The sequence below is a fragment of the Billgrantia endophytica genome, assembly GCF_002879615.1.
Lineage (GTDB): Bacteria > Pseudomonadota > Gammaproteobacteria > Pseudomonadales > Halomonadaceae > Halomonas > Halomonas endophytica.
The window spans coordinates 61536-83398 of record NZ_PNRF01000037.1 but is presented as its reverse complement, the minus strand read 5'-3'; the positions used below and the strand labels follow the sequence as shown (position 1 = coordinate 83398).

20 protein-coding genes are annotated in these 21863 nt (G+C 64.5%); 16 read left to right on the top strand and 4 right to left on the bottom strand.

The genetic code is table 11. From position 1 onward, the window contains the following. The first annotated feature begins 24 nt into the window (after positions 1–24). The 9 genes from surE to C1H69_RS17765 all read left to right on the top strand — a co-directional run bounded on the left by surE (position 25) and on the right by C1H69_RS17765 (position 8708). Positions 25–771, top strand: a complete 747-nt coding sequence (gene surE / locus C1H69_RS17805) for a 5'/3'-nucleotidase SurE (RefSeq protein WP_102654722.1) — start codon at positions 25–27, stop codon at positions 769–771. Further along, positions 758–1438 carry a protein-L-isoaspartate(D-aspartate) O-methyltransferase gene (locus tag C1H69_RS17800; protein WP_102654721.1) on the top strand — a complete coding sequence of 227 codons (681 nt, stop codon included), beginning with the start codon at positions 758–760 and terminating at the stop codon, positions 1436–1438. The genes surE and C1H69_RS17800 overlap by 14 nt, the downstream gene beginning before the upstream one ends. Before the next feature lie 8 nt (positions 1439–1446). Continuing rightward, positions 1447–2421 carry a DUF368 domain-containing protein gene (locus C1H69_RS17795; protein WP_205738541.1) on the top strand — a complete coding sequence of 325 codons (975 nt, stop codon included), beginning with the start codon at positions 1447–1449 and terminating at the stop codon, positions 2419–2421. Beyond that, positions 2414–3490, top strand: coding sequence for a peptidoglycan DD-metalloendopeptidase family protein (locus C1H69_RS17790; protein WP_102654719.1), 1077 nt, complete (start codon positions 2414–2416; stop codon positions 3488–3490). Before C1H69_RS17795 ends, C1H69_RS17790 begins: the two co-directional genes overlap by 8 nt. A 130-nt stretch (positions 3491–3620) precedes the next feature. After that, a complete protein-coding gene (gene rpoS / locus C1H69_RS17785; protein WP_102654718.1) occupies positions 3621–4601 on the top strand; it encodes an RNA polymerase sigma factor RpoS in 981 nt (326 codons plus the stop codon). Between the two features lie 137 nt (positions 4602–4738). After that, on the top strand, positions 4739–6190 hold the full coding sequence (locus C1H69_RS17780) for a TolC family outer membrane protein (RefSeq protein ID WP_102654717.1): 1452 nt from the start codon (positions 4739–4741) through the stop codon (positions 6188–6190). A 103-nt stretch (positions 6191–6293) separates the two neighbouring features. Continuing rightward, entirely contained in the window at positions 6294–7412 is a 1119-nt protein-coding gene (gene alr, locus C1H69_RS17775; protein WP_102654716.1) for an alanine racemase, read from the top strand. A 63-nt stretch (positions 7413–7475) separates the two neighbouring features. Beyond that, the gene (lpxL, locus tag C1H69_RS17770) at positions 7476–8390 is read left to right on the top strand and encodes an LpxL/LpxP family Kdo(2)-lipid IV(A) lauroyl/palmitoleoyl acyltransferase (RefSeq protein ID WP_102654715.1); all 915 of its coding nucleotides are present in this window, start codon (positions 7476–7478) and stop codon (positions 8388–8390) included. 159 nt (positions 8391–8549) lie between these two features. Further along, positions 8550–8708 carry a DUF1328 domain-containing protein gene (locus C1H69_RS17765; protein ID WP_102654714.1) on the top strand — a complete coding sequence of 53 codons (159 nt, stop codon included), beginning with the start codon at positions 8550–8552 and terminating at the stop codon, positions 8706–8708. A 91-nt stretch (positions 8709–8799) separates the two neighbouring features. Here C1H69_RS17765 and ettA read toward each other — a convergent pair whose 3' ends face one another. From ettA to C1H69_RS17750, 3 genes are all read right to left on the bottom strand, one after another. Beyond that, positions 8800–10461 (bottom strand): energy-dependent translational throttle protein EttA, encoded by a 1662-nt coding sequence (gene ettA / locus C1H69_RS17760; protein WP_102654713.1) that lies wholly within the window; start codon positions 10459–10461, stop codon positions 8800–8802. Between the two features lie 109 nt (positions 10462–10570). Then, positions 10571–10786 (bottom strand): PA3496 family putative envelope integrity protein, encoded by a 216-nt coding sequence (locus C1H69_RS17755; RefSeq protein ID WP_102654712.1) that lies wholly within the window; start codon positions 10784–10786, stop codon positions 10571–10573. A gap of 206 nt (positions 10787–10992) precedes the next feature. After that, positions 10993–12309 (bottom strand): MFS transporter, encoded by a 1317-nt coding sequence (locus C1H69_RS17750; protein WP_102654711.1) that lies wholly within the window; start codon positions 12307–12309, stop codon positions 10993–10995. A gap of 56 nt (positions 12310–12365) precedes the next feature. Between C1H69_RS17750 and C1H69_RS17745 the strand changes: the two genes are divergently transcribed. Together C1H69_RS17745 and C1H69_RS17740 are read left to right on the top strand one after the other, a co-directional pair. Beyond that, positions 12366–12635, top strand: coding sequence for an Rdx family protein (locus tag C1H69_RS17745; protein WP_102654710.1), 270 nt, complete (start codon positions 12366–12368; stop codon positions 12633–12635). Positions 12636–12646: 11 nt separating this feature from the next. Beyond that, entirely contained in the window at positions 12647–13540 is an 894-nt protein-coding gene (locus C1H69_RS17740; RefSeq protein WP_102654709.1) for a DMT family transporter, read from the top strand. Here C1H69_RS17740 and C1H69_RS17735 read toward each other — a convergent pair. After that, positions 13527–14156, bottom strand: a complete 630-nt coding sequence (locus C1H69_RS17735; RefSeq protein ID WP_102654912.1) for an arylesterase — start codon at positions 14154–14156, stop codon at positions 13527–13529. The genes C1H69_RS17740 and C1H69_RS17735 overlap by 14 nt on opposite strands. Positions 14157–14241: 85 nt before the next feature. Here C1H69_RS17735 and C1H69_RS17730 point away from each other — a divergent pair, with 85 nt between their 5' ends. From C1H69_RS17730 to C1H69_RS17710, 5 genes are all read left to right on the top strand, one after another. Further along, positions 14242–14976, top strand: coding sequence for an ABC transporter ATP-binding protein (locus C1H69_RS17730; RefSeq protein WP_102654708.1), 735 nt, complete (start codon positions 14242–14244; stop codon positions 14974–14976). Next, entirely contained in the window at positions 14973–17588 is a 2616-nt protein-coding gene (locus C1H69_RS17725) for an ABC transporter permease (protein ID WP_102654707.1), read from the top strand. The genes C1H69_RS17730 and C1H69_RS17725 overlap by 4 nt, the downstream gene beginning before the upstream one ends. An 86-nt stretch (positions 17589–17674) precedes the next feature. Continuing rightward, positions 17675–19090, top strand: a complete 1416-nt coding sequence (locus C1H69_RS17720) for a hypothetical protein (protein WP_102654706.1) — start codon at positions 17675–17677, stop codon at positions 19088–19090. Positions 19091–19358: 268 nt separating this feature from the next. Beyond that, positions 19359–20624: a serine hydroxymethyltransferase gene (gene glyA, locus C1H69_RS17715; protein ID WP_102654705.1), complete on the top strand. Its 1266-nt coding sequence runs from the start codon at positions 19359–19361 to the stop codon at positions 20622–20624. 309 nt (positions 20625–20933) lie between these two features. Continuing rightward, the gene (locus tag C1H69_RS17710; RefSeq protein WP_338066185.1) at positions 20934–21803 is read left to right on the top strand and encodes an HAD-IIB family hydrolase; all 870 of its coding nucleotides are present in this window, start codon (positions 20934–20936) and stop codon (positions 21801–21803) included. Positions 21804–21863 lie beyond the last annotated feature (60 nt).

The following is a 21863-nucleotide window of genomic DNA, read 5'->3' as shown; positions in this document are numbered from 1 at the left end:
ACGAGGCCCAGAGAGACAAGACCGATGCGCCGACTCTTGCTATCCAATGATGACGGGGTTCATGCCCCTGGGCTGCGTGCCCTGTATGATGCGCTGGAGGCTCATGCCCGGCTGCGTGTGGTAGCGCCCGACCGCGATCGCAGCGGTGCCAGCAACTCCCTGACCCTGAGCCGCCCCCTGTCGCTGACGGCGCTGGAAAATGGTTTTCACAGCGTGGACGGCACGCCGGCCGATTGCGTCTACCTGGGGGTCAACGGCGTCTGGGACGAGAAGCCCGACCTGGTCATCTCAGGCATCAACCATGGCGGCAACCTGGGCGACGACGTGCTCTATTCCGGCACCGTGGCTGCCGCCATGGAGGGGCGGAACCTGGGCATGACGGCCATCGCCATGTCGCTGGTGGGCTCGCACCATTTCGACACGGCCGGGCGTGTCGCGGCAAGCCTGGTGGGGGCGGCGGATCAACTGTCGCTACCGCCGCGCAGCCTGCTCAATGTCAACGTGCCGGACCTGCCCTGGAACGAGATACAGGGTTTCCGCGTTACCCGCATGGGGTATCGCGGTCCCGCGGAGAAACCCATGGAAGTTCGTGATCCCCGGGGAAGAGTGCGTTACTGGATTGCGGCCGTCGGGCAGAATGCCGATGATGGGCCGGATACCGACTTCGCCGCCGTGGAGGCGGGCTATGTTTCGATCACGCCGCTGCAGACCGATCTGACGCGTCATGCGGCCATCGAGGACGTGCAAGGCTGGCTGGATGCATTCACCTGAACAACTGCCCGAGCTGCTGCGCGGCGTCGGCATGACATCGCAACGAACCCGTGATCGCATGACGGCGCGTCTGGCTGCCCAGGGCATCGAGGACGATCGGGTGTTGCAGGTCATGGCCGGCGAACCGCGTCATCTCTTTCTGGACGAAGCCTTGGCTCATCGTGCCTACGAGGACACCTCGTTGCCCATTGGCCATGGCCAGACCCTCTCCCAGCCCTGGATGGTGGCGCGCATGACGGAGCTGGTGCTGAGCGAGTCGCCCCGGCGGGTGCTGGAGATAGGGACGGGTTCCGGCTACCAGACGTTGATACTCTCGCGACTGATACCGGAACTCTGGTCCGTGGAGAGGATCAATGGCTTGCACCATCGTGCCTCGGCGAGGCTGCGTCTGCTGCAGGCGCACAACGTACGGCTACGCCTGGCCGATGGTGGTCACGGCTGGCCCGAGTCGGCACCCTTCGACGTCATTTTGCTGACCGCCTGCGCCCACGAGCTGCCCGAAGTCCTGGTGTCACAGCTTGCCGATGGCGGGGTGATGATCCTGCCGCTGGCCGACATCGACGGCGAGCAATGGCTGACCCGGGTGCGCCGTGACGGCAACCAATCTCACGTTCAGCGGCTGGAGCGGGTTCGTTTCGTGCCGCTGCTGCAAGGAGTGATTCGTTGAAGCGTTATATGAGTGTCTTCCTCAAGGGGGCCGGAATGGGGGCGGCCGATGCGGTACCCGGTGTCTCCGGCGGTACCATCGCCTTCGTCACCGGCATTTACGAGGAGCTCCTTCACACCATCAAGCAGTTCGGCCCCAGCGCTTTCGTTGCCTGGCGCCGCGGCGGGCTGCCGATGCTGGCCGTGCATCTCAACCTAGCATTTGCGATCCCGCTGTTGCTGGGAATCGCCACCAGCCTCTTCAGTGTGGCGCATCTGGTGGTATGGCTCCTGGACGAATATCCGCTGTTGCTCAATGGCTTTTTCTTCGGCCTGGTGGCGGCCTCGGCCGTTGTGGTCAGCCGTCACCCCAGTGACTGGAAGCTCTGGCATATGCTTCCTTTTGCCTGCGGCCTGCTGATGGCCCATGGTCTGCCGTCACTGATGCCGCTGATCACCCTGCTGGGGAGCCAGTCGCTCATGCTGATCGTGGGAGGGGCCATCGCCATCAGCGCACTGCTGCTGCCCGGTGTGTCAGGGAGTTTCCTGCTGCTGACCATGGGGCTCTATGGCACCGTCATGCAGGCAATCCGCAGCTTTGATCTGGGACTGCTGTCCGTCTTTGCGGTGGGGTGCCTGATCGGCCTGTCCGGCTTCTCCCGGCTGCTGTCCTGGCTGCTGCGCCACTATCACACCGCCACGCTGCAGCTCCTGATCGGTTTCATCGTGGGTTCGCTCCCCGTGATCTGGCCCTGGCGAGAGCTGGTGAGCTACCAGCTGGGCCCGGAAGGTCAGATGATACCTCTTGGTTACCGTTACCTGGCGCCTGGGGACTATGCGAACCTCACCGGTGAGCCCGGTCTCCTGTTTCCGGTACTGGGCACTATGCTGGCGGGAGCCGTACTGGTTCTTGCCCTTGGCCGCTATCATCGGGCGGATTCACCCGACGAGGCGGCGGCTGGTTCTACCACTTCGCCTGACAAGAAGGATGGCTCCAATGCGTAAGCTGTTTCTGGTGTCGGCCATTGCCCTGGCGATGACCGGCTGTGCCGCTCAACAGGAGGGTTCGGCTCCTCAGGTTCGTGACCTCTCCGTGAGCCGCGAACTGACTCCTTCCAGCCAGTACACCGTGGAGGCGGGCGATACGCTCTATGGTATCGCCTGGCGCCATGAAATGGATTATCGGGACCTGGCCCGGCTCAACCGGATCAGCCCACCCTACAGTATCCAGCCGGGTCAGCAGTTGAGGCTGGGTGACGATGCCGCGGCACCCTCCCGGCCCGCCGAGAGCCGTGACGCGGCTGGTTCCGAGGTGGCAACGGCCACCGCGCTGGGCGGCGGCATGGCCGAGGCCGGCGACAGCGACTGGCTGCTGCCGGACGATGAAGCCATCGAGCGCAGTCGACGCCTGACGGCTGAACCACTGGATCCCGAACGGGCAGGGCCCAGTGAGTCGGCCATGATGAGCGCCGAGCAAGTCGCCGGGGCCGAGGCGGCGGTGGAGCGTGAGCCCGAACGACAGCCCGGGCCACCCAGTGAGCCGGAACCCGACGTACAGCCCGAGCTGGCAGTGACACCCGAGCCCGCCATCGAGCCCGAGCCCGAGCCCGTCGCTGAGCCCGAGCCGGATGCCGGCACCGAAGTGGCAGGTGCTCCGGAACGCGAACCCGAGCGCGATGGTCGAACCTACACCCCCGTGGACGAGGTCGCCTGGCAGTGGCCTGTCGATGGCGAACTGGTTGGCCGTTTTGGCGAAGGTGGAAGCATCACCGCCGGCATTGATATCGCCGGACAAAAGGGGCAACCTGTCAAGGCAGCCGGACCTGGTATCGTGGTCTACGCGGGCAGTGGCGTGAGAGGCTACGGCAATCTCATTCTGCTCAAGCACAACGACCAGTATCTGAGCGCCTACGCCCACAACGACAGCCTCCGCGTGACGGAGAACGATGTGGTCGAGGCGGGTGAAGTGATCGCTACCATGGGCGATAGCGACGCCGAAACCGTCAGGTTGCATTTCGAGGTGCGCAAGGATGGCCAGCCTCAGGACCCCTTGAACTATCTACCGGAGCGATAACTGAGCCATCTGCGGAATGTTTCGTCATTCGTAATGGCAGCGGGGGTCACAATAATAACAGCGCGTGCCGAATGACGATGCCAGGTGTTTACCGGCACCTTTAAGGACGAAAAAAACGGGGTAGCAACCGATGAGCATGCTTGAACAGGACCTTCAGGACGTGAATCTCGAGGAAGTCACCGAGGCCGAGGAAGAGGTCGAGGCCGACGAGGAGAGTTCAGCCAATGACGAGGAAGCATTCGAGAAGGCGCTGAGCCGTGAGGATAAACACTACCATCACAGTCTCGACGCCACTCAGATCTATCTCAACGAGATCGGCTTTTCTCCCTTACTGACGCCCGAGGAGGAGGTCTTCTACGGCCGCCTTGCTCAAAAGGGCGACCCCGCCGGCCGATCACGGATGATCGAGTCCAACCTGCGACTGGTGGTCAAGATCGCCCGTCGCTATCTCAATCGAGGGCTGACCCTGCTCGATCTCATCGAAGAGGGCAACCTCGGCCTGATCCGTGCCGTGGAGAAGTTCGACCCCGAGCGCGGTTTCCGCTTCTCCACCTATGCCACCTGGTGGATCCGCCAGACGATCGAACGGGCGCTGATGAACCAGACGCGCACCATCCGCTTGCCCATCCATGTGGTCAAGGAGCTCAACATCTACCTGCGGGCGGCCCGTGAACTGACCCAGAAACTGGATCATGAAGCCACCGCCGAAGAGATCGCCGACTATCTCGACAAGCCGGTGGCATCGGTCAAGAAGATGATGGGCCTCAACGAACGGGTCTCGTCGGTCGATTATCCCATGGGGGGCGAGAGCGACAAGCCGCTCATCGAAACCCTGGCCGACGACAACGACCAGGGGCCCGAGTCGTCGCTGGTCGATGTCGATGTCAAGCAGCACGTGGACGACTGGCTGGCGGAGTTGACCGAGAAACAGACGGAAGTGGTGATCCGCCGCTTCGGCCTGCGAGGGCACGAGGCCGCCACGCTGGAAGAAGTCGGCGACGAGATCGGGCTGACGCGCGAACGGGTGCGTCAGATTCAGGTCGAGGCGCTCAAGAAGCTGCGCCGGGTACTGGAAAAGCAGGGCCTGTCGATGGATTCCATCTTCGAATAGAACCCCCGGCCTTGCCGGGATGTGCAGCTGGCCTGGAACGCCGTGCCAGCTGCACATTTCGTGCATGCTGGTGTGATAGAACTGGTGCGACAAACGAATCAACGAGCCTCGCCAGGCGCCAAGGAAATCAGCAGAACATGTCTCGACCAGCCTTGTCTCTTTGTTTCCGTCTACGCTGGATCAGCGCGCTGGCGGGGCTTTCTCTGGCCGGCTCCGTGCACGGTGCCGATCTTTGGACCATTGCCCAGGACGCCCTGGAAAACGATGCCGACCTGGCGTCTGCCCGTGCCGGCTTCCAGGTCACCGAAGCGGGGCGGGATATCCAACGCGGCACGCTGCTGCCCCAGATTTCGGCAGGTGGCAATGTCAGCCATTCCCGCGTCTATTCGAGCCCTGGACAGACACAGCGGGACCCAGCCCTGGCTCCCGGTCCAATCATCGAGAACGACGACACGATCAACAGCGTCGGCTTGAGCCTGGAGGCGGAGCAGGCTCTCTATGACCCGACCCGGCGTGCCCAACTGGCCCGGGCCGAGCGGGAGATCGATCGTGATGCCCTGTCATTGGCGGTATCCGAGCAACAGCTGCTTTTCGCCGTGGCCGACGCCTACTTCGAGATATTGCGTGCCCATGATGTGCTGGGCGCCCGGCAAGCGCAGGAGATCGCGATCAGCCGCCAACTGGAACAGGCTCGTGAGCGCTTCGAGGTGGGGCTGATCGCCATCACCGACGTGCACGAGGCACAGGCCTCCTATGACCTGGCCCGGGCCCAGCGCATCGCCGCCGAGAGTGCGATGCAGGTCAGGTTCGAGGCGCTGGAACGCTTGACGGGGCACCGCTACGACAGCATCGCGGCATTGGATGACGAGATACCCATCGTGCCGCCCGAGCCGGTGAGTCGCGAGGACTGGGTTCGGCTCGCCATGGACAACAGCCCCATGGTGCGCATGGCCGAGGCGGGCATCGAAGTGGCCCGAAGCACGCTGGAAGTGTCCCGGGCCGGCCAGCGGCCCGTCGTGGCGGCATTCGCCAACTATGGCTGGTCCGATACCGACCGCTCCGGTGGCACCTACAACTCCGAGAGCCAGGTTGGGGTACGGGCCAGCGTTCCGCTCTACACCGGCGGCTCGACCCAGGCGCAGGTGCGCCAGAGTGGTTTCGCGCTGGAGGTCAGCCAGTATGACTTCGAGGCGCAGCGGCGCGATACCATCCAGCAGGTTCGCTCGCTGTTCACCCAGATCAACAATGATGTGGAAACCGTCGAGGCGCGCCGTCAAGCCATCGTCTCCAACCAGAGCGCCCTGGAAGCGACACGTTCCGGCTACGAAGTGGGGACGCGCAATATCGTCGATGTGCTCAATGCCGAGCAGAACCTCTTCAACGCCGTTGCCGACCATGCGGAAGCGCGCTACGACTATGTGCTGGGCCTGCTGCAGCTTCAGCAGCAGACGGGCCTGCTGGGTCCGGAATCCATCCGGGCCATCAACGACTGGCTGACCGAAGAGGGCGCGGTTTCTCTGGAGCTGCCTGACGAGACCAGTGACGATGCCGTCATGAACATCGGCGAGCGACCCGTGGCACCTTCCTGACACTGTTTCTTTCTTCGCACGCAACGCGTTTCAGACAAGCCACGACGTAAAGCCACCGGAAGACCGGTGGTCGCTCGAGCGTGTACCTTCCGAGGAGGATGCCATGGCCAGGCCGCTGGTCGCCGATATCGATCTCGATGCCCTGCGTCACAACTACCGGCTCGCCCGCGAACTGGCGCCAGCCAGCCAGGCGGTGGCGGTAATCAAGGCCGATGCCTATGGTCATGGCGCCGTGGCCTGCGCCAGGGCACTGGAGGCCTTGCCCGCCGACAGCCGGCCTCCGGCATTCGCCGTGGCCTGCCTCGAGGAGGCCGAGTCGCTGCGCCGGGGCGGGGTGAAGGCGCCCATCGTGTTGCTGGAGGGGATATTCGAGGCTTCCGAACTGGAGCGTGTCGATGCCCTGGGCCTGTGGATGGCCGTGCACAGCGAATGGCAGGTGGCGGCGCTGTTGGCCTATCGTCCGACCCGGCCGATTCCGGTATGGCTGAAGGTGGATTCCGGCATGCACCGACTGGGCTTTTCACCAGAGGAAGCCGTGACTGTCTGGCAGCGTCTCGCCGTGGCTTCCGAGTGCGCCGCCGCCCTGCATCTCATGAGCCACTTCGCGACCGCCGATGCGCTCGATGGCCAGTATTTCCATCAGCAGATGTCACGCCTGCGGGCACTGGCCGAGCACCTTGGCGCGCCACTGTGCCTGGCCAACTCACCTGCCACCCTGGCCCGGCCCGAGGCCCATGGCGCCTGGGTGCGCCCCGGCGTCATGCTCTACGGCAGCGATCCCCTGGAAGCCCCCAGCGAGGCAAGCCGGCGCTTGCGACCGGTCATGACGCTGCGCTCACGGATCATTGCCGTACAGGAGCTGGCGGCAGGGGAACCGGTGGGCTATGCCGGGCGCTGGCGGGCGCCACGCCCTTCGCGTATCGGTGTCGTGGCGTGCGGCTATGGGGATGGCTATGATCGCCATGCCGTGGATGGCACTCCGGTCCTGGTGGCCGGCCAGCGCGTATCGCTCGCCGGCAAGGTATCCATGGATATGCTGACCGTGGATATCACGGAGCTGCCCGAGGCCGGCACCGGGACCGAGGTGGTGCTATGGGGTAACGCCTCGAACGGCGAGGTGCTGTCGGTGGACGAGGTGGCCCGGTATTGCGGTGCCATCAGCTATACCCTGCTGACCGGCGTGCTGCCGCGAGTGCCCAGGCGCTATCATGAGCGGTCTTGAACCGGTGCCAGGCTGACCCGACTCGGCTGGCCACTGCCACATAGACGACTGAATGGAACCCGTATGTCCAAGCGTAACTGGCCTGCCTCCTTCGCGCATCCCCGATACTGGCCGGCCTGGCTGGCCATCGGCAGCATGAAGGCGGGAGCCTGGCTACCGTGGCGGCTGAAGCTGGCGATCGGCAAGGGCATTGGCCTGCTGGCCCTGTGGCTGGTGCCGTGGCGCCGGCATATCGTCGACACCAACCTGCGCCTCTGTTTTCCGGAGCTCGACGAAGAACGGCGCGGACGGCTCGTCCGCGATACCTTCATCGCCAATGGCATCGGTATTCTCGAGACGGCGACCGGCTGGTGTCGCGACCCCCGGCATCTGCGCCACCGGGTCAGCTACAAGGGGCTGCATCACTTGGCCGCCGCCCGGGCTCGTGGTCAGGGTGTACTGGTGGTGGGTATCCATTTTTCCACCCTGGACCTGGGTGGTGCGCTGCATTCGCTCTTCACGCCAGCCGACGTGGTCTATCGGCCTCACAACAACCCGCTCTTCGAGCGCTTCATGACCCGTGCACGCAGCCGGATATTCGGTCAGGCCATCGATCGCCATGATCTACGTGGCGTGGTGCGCCGGCTCAAGGCCGGACATATCGTCTGGTATTCGCCGGACCAGGATTTCGGGCGCGATGTCAGCGTGTTCGCCCCCCTCTTCGGCGTCGAGGCCGCATCCATCCGCCTGACGGCCAAGATCGCGCGCATGACCGGTGCACCGGTAGTACCGCTGATGTTTCATCGAAACCCGGATAACCGCACCTACACCATCGAATGCCACCCTCCTCTCGAGGACTTTCCCAGCCATGATGAGGTGGCCGATGCCGCTCGCGTCAATGCCTTCATCGAGACGGCCATTCGAAAACACCCCGAGCAGTATCTCTGGCTGCACCGCCGCTTCAAGACGCGCCCCGAGGGCGAATCCGGGCTGTATTGATGCCGACCGGACGCCAGGCACGCCGAGAGGGTCTCGAGCGGCGAGATACAACGGTACACAGGCAGTAACTTGACGATTCGTTCAGCTCACGCAAGGCTGGGAAGTACCCTGATAGGGATTTCGACGCTACCGCGTCCACGACAGTCAAGGAGGTCTGTTATGCTCGGCAACGCAATGTTGTTCCTGATCATTGCCATTATCGCTGGGGTTCTGGGCTTTAGCGGCATCGCCGGTGCTGCCACCACGATTGCCCAGATACTGTTCTTCCTGTTCCTGGTGTTGTTCATTGTCTCGCTGGTCACCGGCAGGCGACCATGACGGACGCATCAACCAAACCGGGGACAAGCCCCGATGGCACGAGGCCCCGCCGAATGGCGGGGCCTCGTTGGTCTGGCGTAGCGGGCGACCGTTATGCGTCGATGCGCTTGTACTTCATGCGATGCGGCGTATCGTTGCCGACCCGCTTGCGATGGTCCGCCTCGTAATCGGTGTAGTTGCCTTCGAAGAACACCACCTGGGAATTTCCTTCGAAAGCGAGCACGTGGGTGGCGATTCGGTCGAGGAACCAGCGGTCGTGGGAGATCACCAGGGCACAGCCGGGGAAGGCCAGCAGGGCTTCTTCGAGGGCTCGCAGGGTCTCGATGTCCAGGTCGTTGGACGGCTCATCGAGCAGCAGCACGTTGGCACCCTGCTTCAGGGTCTGGGCGAGCTGCAGTCGGCCGCGTTCCCCGCCGGAAAGGTCCTTGAGAAACTTCTGCTGATCGTTGCCCTTGAAGTTGAAACGTCCCACATAGGCCCGTGAAGACACTTCGTAGCCGTTGATGTTGAGGATGTCCTGACCGTCCGACACCGCTTCCCACACCGTCTGCTTGTCGTCGAGCGCGTCGCGGAGCTGTTCCACATAGGCGATGTCGACGGTCTCGCCGACCACGACCTCGCCGGCATCCGGCTGTTCCTTGCCATCGATCAGCTTGAACAGGGTCGACTTGCCGGCACCGTTACCGCCGACGATGCCGACGATGGCTCCCTTGGGCACGGTGAAGGTGAGGTCTTCATAGAGCAGCTTGTCATCGAACCGCTTTGACACGCCGTGGAACTCGATGACCTTGTCGCCCAGCCGGGGGCCGGGGGGTATGTATATCTCGTTGGTCTCGTTGCGCTTCTGGAAGTCGCCGGACTGCATCTCTTCGAAGCGATTGAGGCGAGCCTTGCTCTTGGCCTGACGCCCCTTGGCATTGCTGCGCACCCACTCGAGTTCATGCTTGATGGCCTTCTGGCGCGAGACTTCCTGCTTGGCTTCCTGCTCCAGGCGCTTTTCCTTCGATTCCAGCCATTGGGAGTAGTTACCCTCGAAGGGGATGCCCTGGCCACGGTCGAGCTCGAGGATCCAGCCCGCCACGTTGTCGAGGAAGTAGCGATCATGGGTAATGGCCACCACGGTTCCTGAATAGTCGTGCAGGAAGCGCTCCAGCCAGGCAACGGACTCGGCGTCCAGGTGGTTGGTGGGCTCGTCGAGCAGCAGCATGTCCGGACCGGCCAGCAACAGGCGGCACAGGGCGACACGACGACGCTCACCGCCGGAAAGATTGCCGACCCTGGCGTCCCAGGGCGGCAGCCGCAGGGCCTCGGCTGCCACTTCCAGCTTGCGTTCCAGGTTGTGGGCATCGGCGGCTTCGATGATGTTTTCGAGTCGCGCCTGCTCGCTGGCCAGTGCATCGAAGTCGGCATCCGGCTCGGCATAGGCGGCATAGACCGCATCGAGCTTGGCCTGTGCTTCCTGAATCTCGCCCAGCGCCTCTTCCACGGTTTCGCGGACGTTCTTCTCGTCGTCGAGCTGGGGTTCCTGGGGCAGGTAGCCGACATTGATGCCGGGCATGGGGCGAGCTTCACCCTCGTACTCGGTATCCACTCCCGCCATGATGCGCAGCAGGGTCGACTTGCCGGCACCGTTGAGGCCCAGTACGCCGATCTTGGCGCCCGGGAAGAAGGACAGGGAGATATCCTTGAGAATCTGTTTCTTGGGGGGTACGACCTTGCCCACCCGATTCATGGTGTAAACGTATTGCGCCATGGAATTCCACTGGGTTAAGGGGTTTCAGTGGCCACGATGATAGTGGCCGGACAGGGTAAAGGCCAGCGTCGCGCCGGACTGCAGCACCCCGGGGCCGGCCTTGCGATACCTACTCTTCCTCTTCTTCCTCGTCGAGAAGCATCCAGTCGTCCTCGATGGCGCGTTTCAGGCGCCGATCTTCCAGCAGTGCTTCCACACGGCGACGGGCGCGCAGTGATTCGGCACGGCTGCCAGGACGGGGGCGAGTATAATCGTCGTCATTGACGGCTTCGAGGAAGTCCTGTTCTTCATCGTGAGAATCGCTGACTTGGGGTTCATGGCTCATGCGACGTCCTCCCATGGCCCGGTGCCGACCGCTTTGGCGATCGACGCATCACTGTTCGCTTCGCGTCCGAAGCGACGGACCTGAAGCGCCATGGTGCCGATAGCCGGCACCTGACGGCTATATATATCCAGGAGAGGAGGAGAGCAAGCCCTGTGCGAGCTTTTTTTGTGGTCAGCCATCGCTTCGTTGGCGGTGGGAACGAACGCCTACCGTTCCACTTCCGGCAACCGGGTGGCACTGGCCGCTGCCGCCAGGCCCATTGCGGCCAGGACCAGCAGCAGCCAGGCGGTCCCCAGCCACTGGGCGAGGGCGCCGACCAGGCCGCCCACCAGCAGCATCAATACACCGGTTATCGTATTGGAGAGCGCAACGTAGAGCGCACGCTTGTCCTGTCCTGCCATGTCGACGAGATAGGTCTTGCGGCCCAGGCGGACCCCGGCGTGCACGACCACCAGCAGGGCGTAGACCAGGGCGTAGGGCCACACCGTGGCCGTCCAGTCACCCGACAGCCAGGCGAAGGTGGCGCCGAGCAGGCAGCAGACGGCCGCGCCCAGGCCGGTGTCGCGCATGACGGTGCGACTGGAGGCATCGGCCCGCTTGCCCCAGACGGGGCTTGCCACCATGCCGGCAACCCCGGACACCACGATCAGTATGCCCAGCCCGCCCAGTTCCGTGCCGCTCTGCTGCTGCCCCAGCAGCGCGACATAGGGCAGTGCCAGGGCGCTGGCGAGCAGCAGGGCGCGTGACACATTGAAATGCAGGAAACTGCGGTCGTCCCGCAGCAGGCGAAGCCCCAGCTTGATGCTGTCCCAGGCATTCTCGCCGCCTTCCACGGCACCCGGGCTTTCGGTGATTCGAGCGGCGCACAGGGCATTCAGGGTCCATCCCAGCGCGGCCACGCCCAGCAACACGGCCAGTGCCAGCTCTCCCGGGCGGTCCTCGAACAGCATCAATACGCCCCCCGCCGCCAACGTCACGGCACCGGCCACACTGCCGCTCCAGCCCATCAGGGTGCCGCGGCGGCGCTTGGCGATGGTCTTGCCCAGCACATCCTTGGTCGCGATCGACGAGAGCCCCCTCGCCAGCGACAGCAGCACCAGGACGAACAGTACCAGGCCGCCGCCGGTACCACCGCTGCCGAACAGGGCGAGCAGGGCCAGCGCCGCGGCCGCCAGGGCCTGCAGCGCCCCGCCGGCCGCCCATGCCCACTTGCGCTCGGGCTTGAGACGGATGAGGCCCGCCACGAACAGCTGCGGCAGCAGGGCGCCCGATTCGCGGATCGGCACCAGCAGGCCCACCATCCAGAGTGGCGCGCCGATCACCCCCATCAGCCAAGGCAGCACCAGGCGGGCGCTGGAGAGCTCGTCGGCCAGCTTGTTGCCCAGCGAGGCGAGCAGGTGGAGGAAGAAATTGCGTGGCTGCTCGTCACACGCCTCGTCGGGGATGTCCCTGCACATCCGGCTGTCCTCATCGCCGGTCAACCACTCGTACAGGCGTGACTGGCTGATCTCGCGTTCGGCCATGAGAACTCCTGGGCTGGTATCATCCGGGAGTTCATTGTTGCGACAGGAAGGCCGACATGTCACGTATCCGTATCCATTACTGCACCCAGTGCCAGTGGCTTCTGCGCAGCGCCTGGTACGCCCAGGAACTGCTCTCCACCTTCGGCGAAGACCTGGAGGAGGTGGCGTTGGTCCCGTCCCATGGCGGCTATTTCGAGATCTTCTTCGACGATGACTCGATCTGGGAGCGCAAGCGCGATGGCGGTTTTCCCGACAGCAAGCAGATCAAGCAGAAGGTTCGCGACCGGCTCGACCCCGGGCGCGACCTGGGGCATATCGATCGATGAGTTCCACCGCCATGACCGGCGACCGCCAGGCCATACTGTTCGGACTGGGTGCCGTGGCCCTTTGGTCCACGGTGGCCACGGCCTTCAAGGTGGCGCTCTCGCACATGTCGCCGCTGGAGCTGATCTGGCTCGCCTCGCTGGTCTCCTGGGCGTTGATGGGGGCGCTGGTGGCCCGGAAGGGACTGCTGGGCCAGGCGCTCACGAGCGGCTGGCGAACGGCGGCCTGGGCCGGGTTGATGAACCCGGTGGCGTACTATCTGGTGCTGTTCGGTGCCTATGACCGGTTGCCTGGACAGGAGGCCATGGCCTTGAACTATACCTGGGCGCTGGCCATGGCGATCCTGGCCGTGCCCGTACTCGGGCAGCGCCTGACCCGTACCGATGTACTGGCCGGATTGATCGCATACTCGGGCGTGTGGGTCATCGCCACCCGCGGGGCGGTGTTCGATGTGGCCTTTGCCGACCCCGTCGGGGTAGGGCTGGCGCTGGTCTCGACCCTGCTGTGGGCACTCTACTGGCTGCTCAATGCACGCGACCCCCGCCCGCCCCTGATCGCCCAGTGGCAGAACTTCAGCGTTGCCTTGCCGGTGCTCACGGCGTTGATGCTGCTGGGGCCGGGCCTGTCTTGGTACGGCTGGGCGGGGTTTGCCTCGGGGTTCTATGTGGGGCTGTTCGAGATGGGCATCGCCTTCGTGCTGTGGCAGTTGGCCGTGCACAAGGTTTCGCGCACGGCCAAGATATCCAACCTGATCTTCCTCTCGCCGCCGGTCTCACTGGTCCTGCTCTTCCTGGTGGTGGGCGAACCGATCCTGGCCTCCACTCTGGTCGGGCTCGTCCTGATACTCGGGGGGCTGGGGCTGCAGCAGTGGCAGAAGCATCCGGTACCGGCGGTCAGTCATGATTGACGTCGGCCAACTGCACGCCGTTGCGCTCCAGCAGCGCTTCGAGCTCCGGCCAGACGTTGTCGAGCAGCACCGGCTGGGCGATGCTCGTCGGGTGAATGCCGTCGCTCTGCATCATGCCATCCTCGAGTGCGACACCCTCGAGCAGGAAGGGAACCAGGGCCACATCGTAGGTATCGGCAAGCCGGGTGAAGACACCGGTAAAGGCATCACGATAGGTCTGGCCGTAGTTCGGGGGGATGTCGATGCCAAGCAGCAGCACCTCGGCTTCGGCCTGCTGGCTGGCCTCGATCATGTCGGCCAGGTTGGTCTTGAGCTGTGCGGGTGGCAGGCCACGCAAGCCGTCGTTGCCGCCCAGTTCCAGCAGAACAATGTCCGGCTCATGCTGTCCGAGTAGCTCGGGGAGGCGGCTTGCGCCGCCACTGCTCGTCTCACCACTGATGCTGGCATTGACCACGTGCGCCTTTCCGTCGAGGCGCGCTTCCAGCAAACTGACCCAGCCCTCGTCCTGCTCGATGCCATAGGCGGCACTCAGACTGTCGCCCATGACCAGGACCAGCGGGCGTTCGGCGGCCAGGGCCAGAGGGGCCGTCAGCCACAGCAGGGCGCACAGAAGCATGGTACCGAACCTGCGCGGCTTGCTCAGGAATGCGTGAGCCCAGCCGCGATACGTATGAATCCAACCATTGGGGAAGCCTTCCACCATGTCCCACTCCTCGACTCGTGATGCTGTTTCGACTCGCGATGCTGTGCCAATTCTACACGCCACAGGCCTGGCCAAGCAGGTCGTGAGCGGCGAGCGGCGGCTCACCATTCTGAGTGGTCTAGACCTCCAAGTGTTCCCTGGCGAAAGCGTGGCGATCGTCGGGCAGAGCGGCGTGGGCAAGTCGACGCTGCTCGGCCTGCTGGCCGGCCTCGACCAGCCGACCCATGGTGAACTCGAACTGTTCGGCCAGGCGCTCGGCGCCCTGGACGAGGATGGCCGTGCTCGGCTGCGTGCCGGACGAGTCGGGTTCGTGTTCCAGAACTTCCAACTGCTGCCGACACTCACCGCGCTGGAAAACGTGCTGTTGCCGCTGGAGCTGTCACCGCTGAGCGATACCGCAACGCGGGCGCGCGACTGGCTGACTCGGGTAGGCCTGGCCGAACGCCTGGAGCACCTGCCCAAGCAGCTTTCCGGTGGCGAGCAGCAGCGGGTGGCGCTGGCCCGGGCCTTCGTCACCGGGCCGGAGCTGGTCTTCGCCGACGAGCCAACCGGCAATCTGGACCAGGCCACCGGCGCCCGTATCATCGACCTGCTGTTCCAGCTCAACCGGGAAGCCGGCACCACCCTGGTGCTGGTGACCCATGACCACGCCCTGGCACGCCGCTGTGACCGCTGTCTGCGACTGGAGGAGGGTCGGCTGGTCGAGACGTCCCGTGACGAGGTGGGCGCATGAGCGAGGCCATCTCTCAGCCGTCGACAGCCGGCAGCGCCCGGCGCGTGCTGCGGCTTTCCGCCCGCGGGCTCTTGCGCGATCTGCGAGCCAGTGACGTGCGAGCCCTCTTTTTCGCCCTGGCGCTGGCCGTGGCGGCGTCCACCATGATCGGCTTCTTTCTGGATCGACTCGATCGGGGCCTGACCCGCCAGGCCGGACAGCTGCTGGGCGGTGATCTGGTGCTGGAGCAGAGTCGACCATTCGATGGCGAACTGCGTCGCACGCTGGAGGAGGCCGGGCTGTCTCTCAGTGACCAGGTCGGCATGGTCACCATGGTCAGCCACGAGGAGGCGTTCCAGCCGGCAAGTCTCAAGGCGGTGGATGACCGCTATCCGCTCTATGGCAACGTGCACGTGGACCTGGGGGAGGGGCCGGAGACCGTCGCCCGTGGGCCCGCTCCTGGCGAAGCCTGGCTGGCACCCCGCCTGGCACTGCTGCTGGATGCCGGTGTGGGGGACCGGTTGCAGGTGGGCGATACCGCGTTGACCGTTGCCGGGCTGGTCGAGCGGGAGCCGGACCAGTCCGGTGGCTTCGGCAACTTCAACCCGCGGCTCATGATACACGCGGATGACCTGGTGGCCAGCAACCTGGTCCAGGCGGGGTCCCGGGTCAGTCATACCCTGTTGGGTGCGGGCGAAGCGGGAGCCCTGGATGCCCTGGCTCCACGACTGCGGCAGCTGGCCCGGGATGGCGTGGAGGTGCGTGATGTCCGTCGCGATCGTCCCCAGCTGGGGAATGCGCTGGAGCGAGCCGAGAGATACCTGAGCCTGGCCGGCTTGGCGGCGGTATTGCTTGCCGGTGTCGCCGTGGCCATGGCCACCCGACGCTATGTGGAGCGCCACTTGGACACCGCGGCACTGCTGCGCTGCTTTGGCGCCACCCAGCGTGAACTGACCCGGCTCTTTGCCCTGCAGCTGCTGTGGCTGGCGCTGGTGGCCTCGGCCCTTGGTGCCCTGCTCGGATTGATCGGCCAGGCCGTGCTGTTGCGCCTGCTGATGACCTTCCTGCCCATGGAGTTGCCGCCGCCGGGGATGCTGCCGCTTCTGCTCGGCGTGCTCACGGCCCTGGCCGTGCTGGTCGGTTTTGCCGGGCCGACCCTGCTTCGCCTCAAGCGGGTCAGTGCCTTGAAGGTGTTGCGTCGCGAACTTGACCCCCTGCCGGCTTCCGCCTGGCTGGTGGTGCTCGTCGCCAGCCTGGTCTTCGGTGGCCTGCTATGGCTCTACTCCGGCGATCTGGCCCTTGCCGCCGCGCTGCTGGTGGGTGGTCTGGTGATGCTGGTGGTGCTGTGGGGGCTGGGGCTGCTGTTGCTCGCCCTGGTGCTGCGCCTGGCGTCGCGTTTGCCTCACGGCAGCGGCAACGGCGCCGAACTGTCCCAGGCGGTGCGCCTGGGGGGAAGGCAACTGGCTCGCCGGCGCAGCGCCAGCCTGGGGCAGTTGCTGGCGTTTGCCGTCACTTTCTTCGCCATGGCAATGATCGCCCTGGTGCGTGGCGACCTGCTGACCACCTGGGAGGCACAGCTGCCGGAAGACACCCCGAACTACTTTGCCATCAATATCCAGCCCGGGGAGCGCGACGCCTTCGTCGAGACCCTGGAGGAGGCGGCCGATGACCGAACCGCGCTCTACCCCATGGTGCGTGGGCGCATCAGTGCCATCAACGACCAGACGCCGGGTGAGGCGGTGCCGGTGGAGGCGCGTGGTGATGGCTCGCTGCGCCGGGAGCTCAACCTGACCTGGCAGGAGAACCTGCCCGAAGGCAATCGCCTGGTGGCCGGCGAGTGGTTCGACGAGTTGGCGAATGACGATGCGGCGTCTGGCTGGCTGGGTGCCGTGGATGCCGAGCCGGGCGAGGTGATGGTGCCGATTTCCGTGGAGGACGGCCTGGCCGAACGCCTGGGGCTCGGGCTTGGCGACCGGATTACCTTCACCATTGGCGGCGAAGCGATAATCGGCGAGATTGCCAGCCTGCGAAACCTGGACTGGGACAGCTTCCGACCCAATTTCTTCGTGATCTTTCCGCCCGACGTGCTCGAACGCTTCGGCCACAGCTATATCACCGCCTTCCACCTGGATGGAGGCCAGACAGAGACGCTGCGTCGATTGGTCCAGGCATTTCCGGGGGTATCGCTGCTCAATGTCGATGCCATCCTGGCACAGGTTCGCGAGGTGTTGACCCAGGTCACCCGAGCCGTGGAACTGGTGCTGGCGTTCGTGCTGTTGGCCGGAGTCAGCGTGCTCTATGCCGCACTGACCGCCAGTCGCCCGATGCGCGCTCATGAGAGCGGCCTGCTGCGCGTGTTCGGTGCCGGCAATCGTCTGATTTCGCGTGTTCAAGGCGCCGAGTTCGCCATCCTGGGGCTGGCCAGTGGCTTGATGGGGGCGCTGCTGGCGGAGCTGGCGACGGCGGGCATCTACATGGCGTGGTTCGACCTCGCGCCGCGCCTGCACCTGTGGCTATGGGTCGTGCTTCCTCTTGGCGGGGCGCTGTTGATCGGCGCCATCGGCCATGCCTTGTCACGCAGCCTGCGCCGTCAGGCCCCCGCCGCCAGCCTGGGGCTGCTCGGGGAGGCATGAGCGGGGCTTTCTGGTTACACTATGTAAAGGCGGCGGTCCCCGGCCCGCTGTCTTACAAAGATTCTTCACAGGGGAGGTGACATCGAATGAATGCAACATGCCCGGGGGCCTTGCGCTTCGGTAGTGTCCTGGCTTTCGCTACGCTGATGGGGGCTTCAAGCGCAGCCGTCGCCGACGCCGAGCGTCTCGAGACCGACCTCCGCACCCTGTTCGGTGGCTACGGCAGCGTCGAACTGGGAGACGTCTCCAGCGCCATGCTGCGTTCCCGCGTCACCGCCGAAGACGTCGTCTTCGAATCCGAGGAGGGAGAGCGGCTCATCATCGACCGCTATGTGGTCAGCGGTGATTACGATAGCCCCGACGAAGTGACGCTGGAAGGCGTGAGGATAGAGGACTCTCTCACCGATCTGATGCTGATGAGTGCCGCTCGCATCGTTCTGGGACAGCCCTCCCGCGCGGTGTTCCCCCTCGACGACACCCTGTCGCCGGAAGAGATCCGCATCGGCAGCCTGACCATCGACGATATCGTCATCGACCTGGCTTCGGAAATTGCCGAGGACTTGTTCTACGGCACCCCGTTCACCGCCAGCCAAGGGCACATGACCATCGACCAGGTCCGTGGCGAGTCGCTTGCCCACGATGCCATCGGCATGCTGGAGATGACCGGGGTGTCGGGCTCGGGAGAGAACCTGGATGAGTTTGGTTCCGGTTCCTTCAAGCTCGCTTCCCTGCGTTTCGAAGGGCTGACCGGGCTCGATGTGGAGGGAGAAGAACAGCTGGATTCGCTGGTCGTTCGCGACGTTACCGTCGATTCCGACCGGCTGGTGGGTAGCCTGGCGCTGCTGGATGTCGATGGCGACTTCAGCGATGGACAGGGCGGCCTGCGACTCGAGGAGTTGCATATCGACCTGGCACGCATGATCGAGCAGGCCCCGGCGGATGAGCGGACCGAACTGCGCATGGTCAGCAACGTGCTGACCGATGGCACCGGCAAGCTGCGCCTGGATGCCGCGTTCCTGGGGGACTGGGAAGAGGAGGGCGGTCGCAGCATTTTGCTGAGCGACAGCCGGATCACCATTCAGGATGCCCTGCGCCTGGTGCTCGACATCAACCTGCCCGTGGTACTGCCGGACGGCGTGACACCCGCCGATGTCTTCGCCGACGTGGACTGGCTGGAAACCGCCACGCTACTGGGCGGCGACATACGCCTGACCCTGTCCAACCAGGGCCTGTTCGGCCGCCTGGCCACCCTGGGAGCGGCCATGGAAGGGGTGACCGAGGCGCAGTACATCGAGCAGGCCCGCACACAGGCCCAGGGCTTCGGCATGATGTTCGGCCCTCAGGTTCAGTCCGTTCTCCTGGGGTTGGTCGAACTGCTGGATGGCACGGCCGATGAGCTGGAAATCAGCCTTGCCCTGCCGGCGGAAAGCAACATGGCGACCTATACCGAGGATCCGCTGGGGCTGCCCGACAAGCTCTCCATGACCGTGGAAACCCGCTGAATCCGCGACTAGGATTTGTACGAACACTGTCTGCGCTCGCCCATACAGCGTTAAAAATCGGCTCAAAGTACTCATTTACACCACGTAAACTCCGTCTTTTTGCCGATTTTTGCCTTGTCTGACCATCGCTCGTCGACCTTTCGTACCAAGTCCAAACCCCGCATGAGAAATTCTGAACTTCCCATGACGGCCTTTCATGTGAAAGCCGTCATGGGCTGGGGTATCATGGCGGGCCCAGACTCTCCCCGTGATGCGAGGTTTCCCGCCGATGTTCAGCCGTGACATGCAGATTGCCGGTTTCGATGATGTCCTGTTCGATGCGATGCAGAAGGAGGTCGCTCGCCAGGAAGCCCACATCGAACTGATCGCTTCCGAGAACTACGCCAGCCCCCGCGTGCTGGAAGCCCAGGGCAGCCAGCTCACCAATAAATATGCGGAAGGCTATCCCGGCAAGCGCTATTACGGCGGCTGCGAGTACGTGGATATCGTCGAGCAGCTGGCCATCGACTATGCCAAGCAGCTGTTCGATGCCAGCTATGCCAACGTGCAGCCCCATTCCGGCTCGCAGGCCAACAGCGCCGTTTTCCAGGCGCTGGTCAAGCCGGGCGACACCGTGCTGGGCATGAGTCTCGACGCCGGCGGCCATCTTACCCACGGGGCCAAGCCGAACTTCTCCGGCAAGCACTACAACGCCGTGCAGTATGGCATCGACGACAGCGGGCGCATCGACTACGAGGCAGTCGCGAAACTCGCTCGTGAGCACCAGCCGAAGATGATCATTGCCGGCTTCTCCGCCTACTCCCAGATCATCGACTGGGCCAGGTTTCGTGAAATCGCTGATGAGGTTGGTGCCTACCTGCTGGTCGACATGGCCCATGTGGCCGGCCTGGTGGCCGCCGGCGTCTACCCGACCCCACTGCCCCATGCCCATGTGGTCACCACCACCACCCACAAGACGCTTCGCGGACCGCGCGGTGGGCTGATCCTCTCTGCCGAGGGCGACGCCGACATCGAGAAGAAGCTGCAGTCCGCCGTCTTCCCGGGCGGTCAGGGTGGTCCGCTGGAGCATGTCATCGCGGCCAAGGCGATCTGCTTCAAGGAGGCCATGGAGCCTGGGTTCAAGACCTACCAGCAGCAAGTCGTGAAGAATGCCCAGGTCATGGCCGGGGTTTTCATCGAGCGCGGTTACGACATCGTTTCCGGCGGTACCGAGGACCACCTGTTCCTGCTGTCGCTGATCAAGCAGGGCCTTACCGGCAAGGATGCGGATGCCGCCCTGGGCCGCGCCCATATTACCGTCAACAAGAATGCCGTGCCGGGCGATCCCCAGAGCCCGTTCGTCACCTCGGGACTGCGCATCGGCACGCCGGCGGTGACCACGCGTGGCTTCGGTACAGCCGAATGCGGCGAGCTGGCCGGCTGGATCTGCGACATTCTCGATGCCATGGCCAAGGGTGAAGACACCGCGACCCTGGAAGGCAGTGTCAAGGGCAAGGTCGAATCGCTCTGCGCTCGTTTCCCCGTCTATCGCTGATCGCGCCGGTCTCGCGTTGCATCACCTGGCTCTGCGCTGACTGCCCGTAGCACTTTCTGCGCCCCGCCCCGTCACCTCGTTGCGGGGCGGGATAACGCCCGGTCGACGCACGCCGTGGCGCCTTCGCCTGCACAATCATGGTGCGAAGGGTGCCGGGGTATGTCATCCCGCCTACCCATCGGTTCGTCGCAGCCACTTGCGATCACGTGCTTATCACAGGGCTGGCGCGACTTTTGCAACGCATAGAGCAACTACCCGAAACGCGTTGGTGATCCCGTGTCGATGATTCCGCCACTCCAGGACTCCGCCATGCAGCCCCGCCTGGTCTTTACCGACCTCGATGGCTCGCTCCTCGATCACGACAGCTATGATTGGCAGCAGGCCAGACCCTGGCTGCTGCGCCTCAAGACCCTGGGCGTTCCGGTGATCCCTGTGACCTGTCGTACCAGGGCCGAAATGCTGCCATTACGCCAACGGCTGGGTCTCAGCGATACGCCTTTCATTGCCGAGAACGGTAGCGTTGTCGGCTTGCCCCCGGCCTGGAGTCATGCGCATCTGGAGCGTGAGCCCCCTGGCCCGGATGGCGTCGTCATGCGCAATCTGGGGCTGGACATCGCTTTCATACGCAAGCGTCTAGCCGTATGGCGCGAGCGGCTGGGAGTCGCGTTCGATACCATGGGCGAGATGACCCTGGAAGAGATCATGGCATTGACCGGCCTGGATGAGGACGATGCACGGTTGGCGCGGATCCGCCAGGGTAGCGAACCCCTGGTATGGAAAAGCGACCCCTCGGCGCTGGCGCCGTTTCGCGAGGCACTTCAGGACGATGGCCTGAGGCTGGTGCAAGGCCGACGCTTCTGGCACGTTACCGGCGGTCCCGACAAGGGTGGCGCCGTGACTTGGCTGGTCAGCCGCTTCAAGGCACTGCGTGGGTGTGAACCCTTGACCCTGGGGCTGGGAGATGGGCCCAATGATCAATCGTTGCTGGAAGCGGTGGACCAGGCAGTCATCATCCGTGGGGGTGCCGTTTCCCCCCTTGCCCCACGGCAGCCGGCGCTCTATCGCAGCCAGGCAACCGGACCGTCGGGCTGGGCCGAAGGGCTTGCGCACTGGTGGGGAAGCGACGCCCCCCGCATGACGCCGAAGCAAGGGGCGGTGCCAGGCTCCGGGCTGGGGTGAGGGCGCCCGTCGCCTGCCGGCGGGGCAGGGCCGAATCTGCTGTCTGAAGCCGCGCCAGAG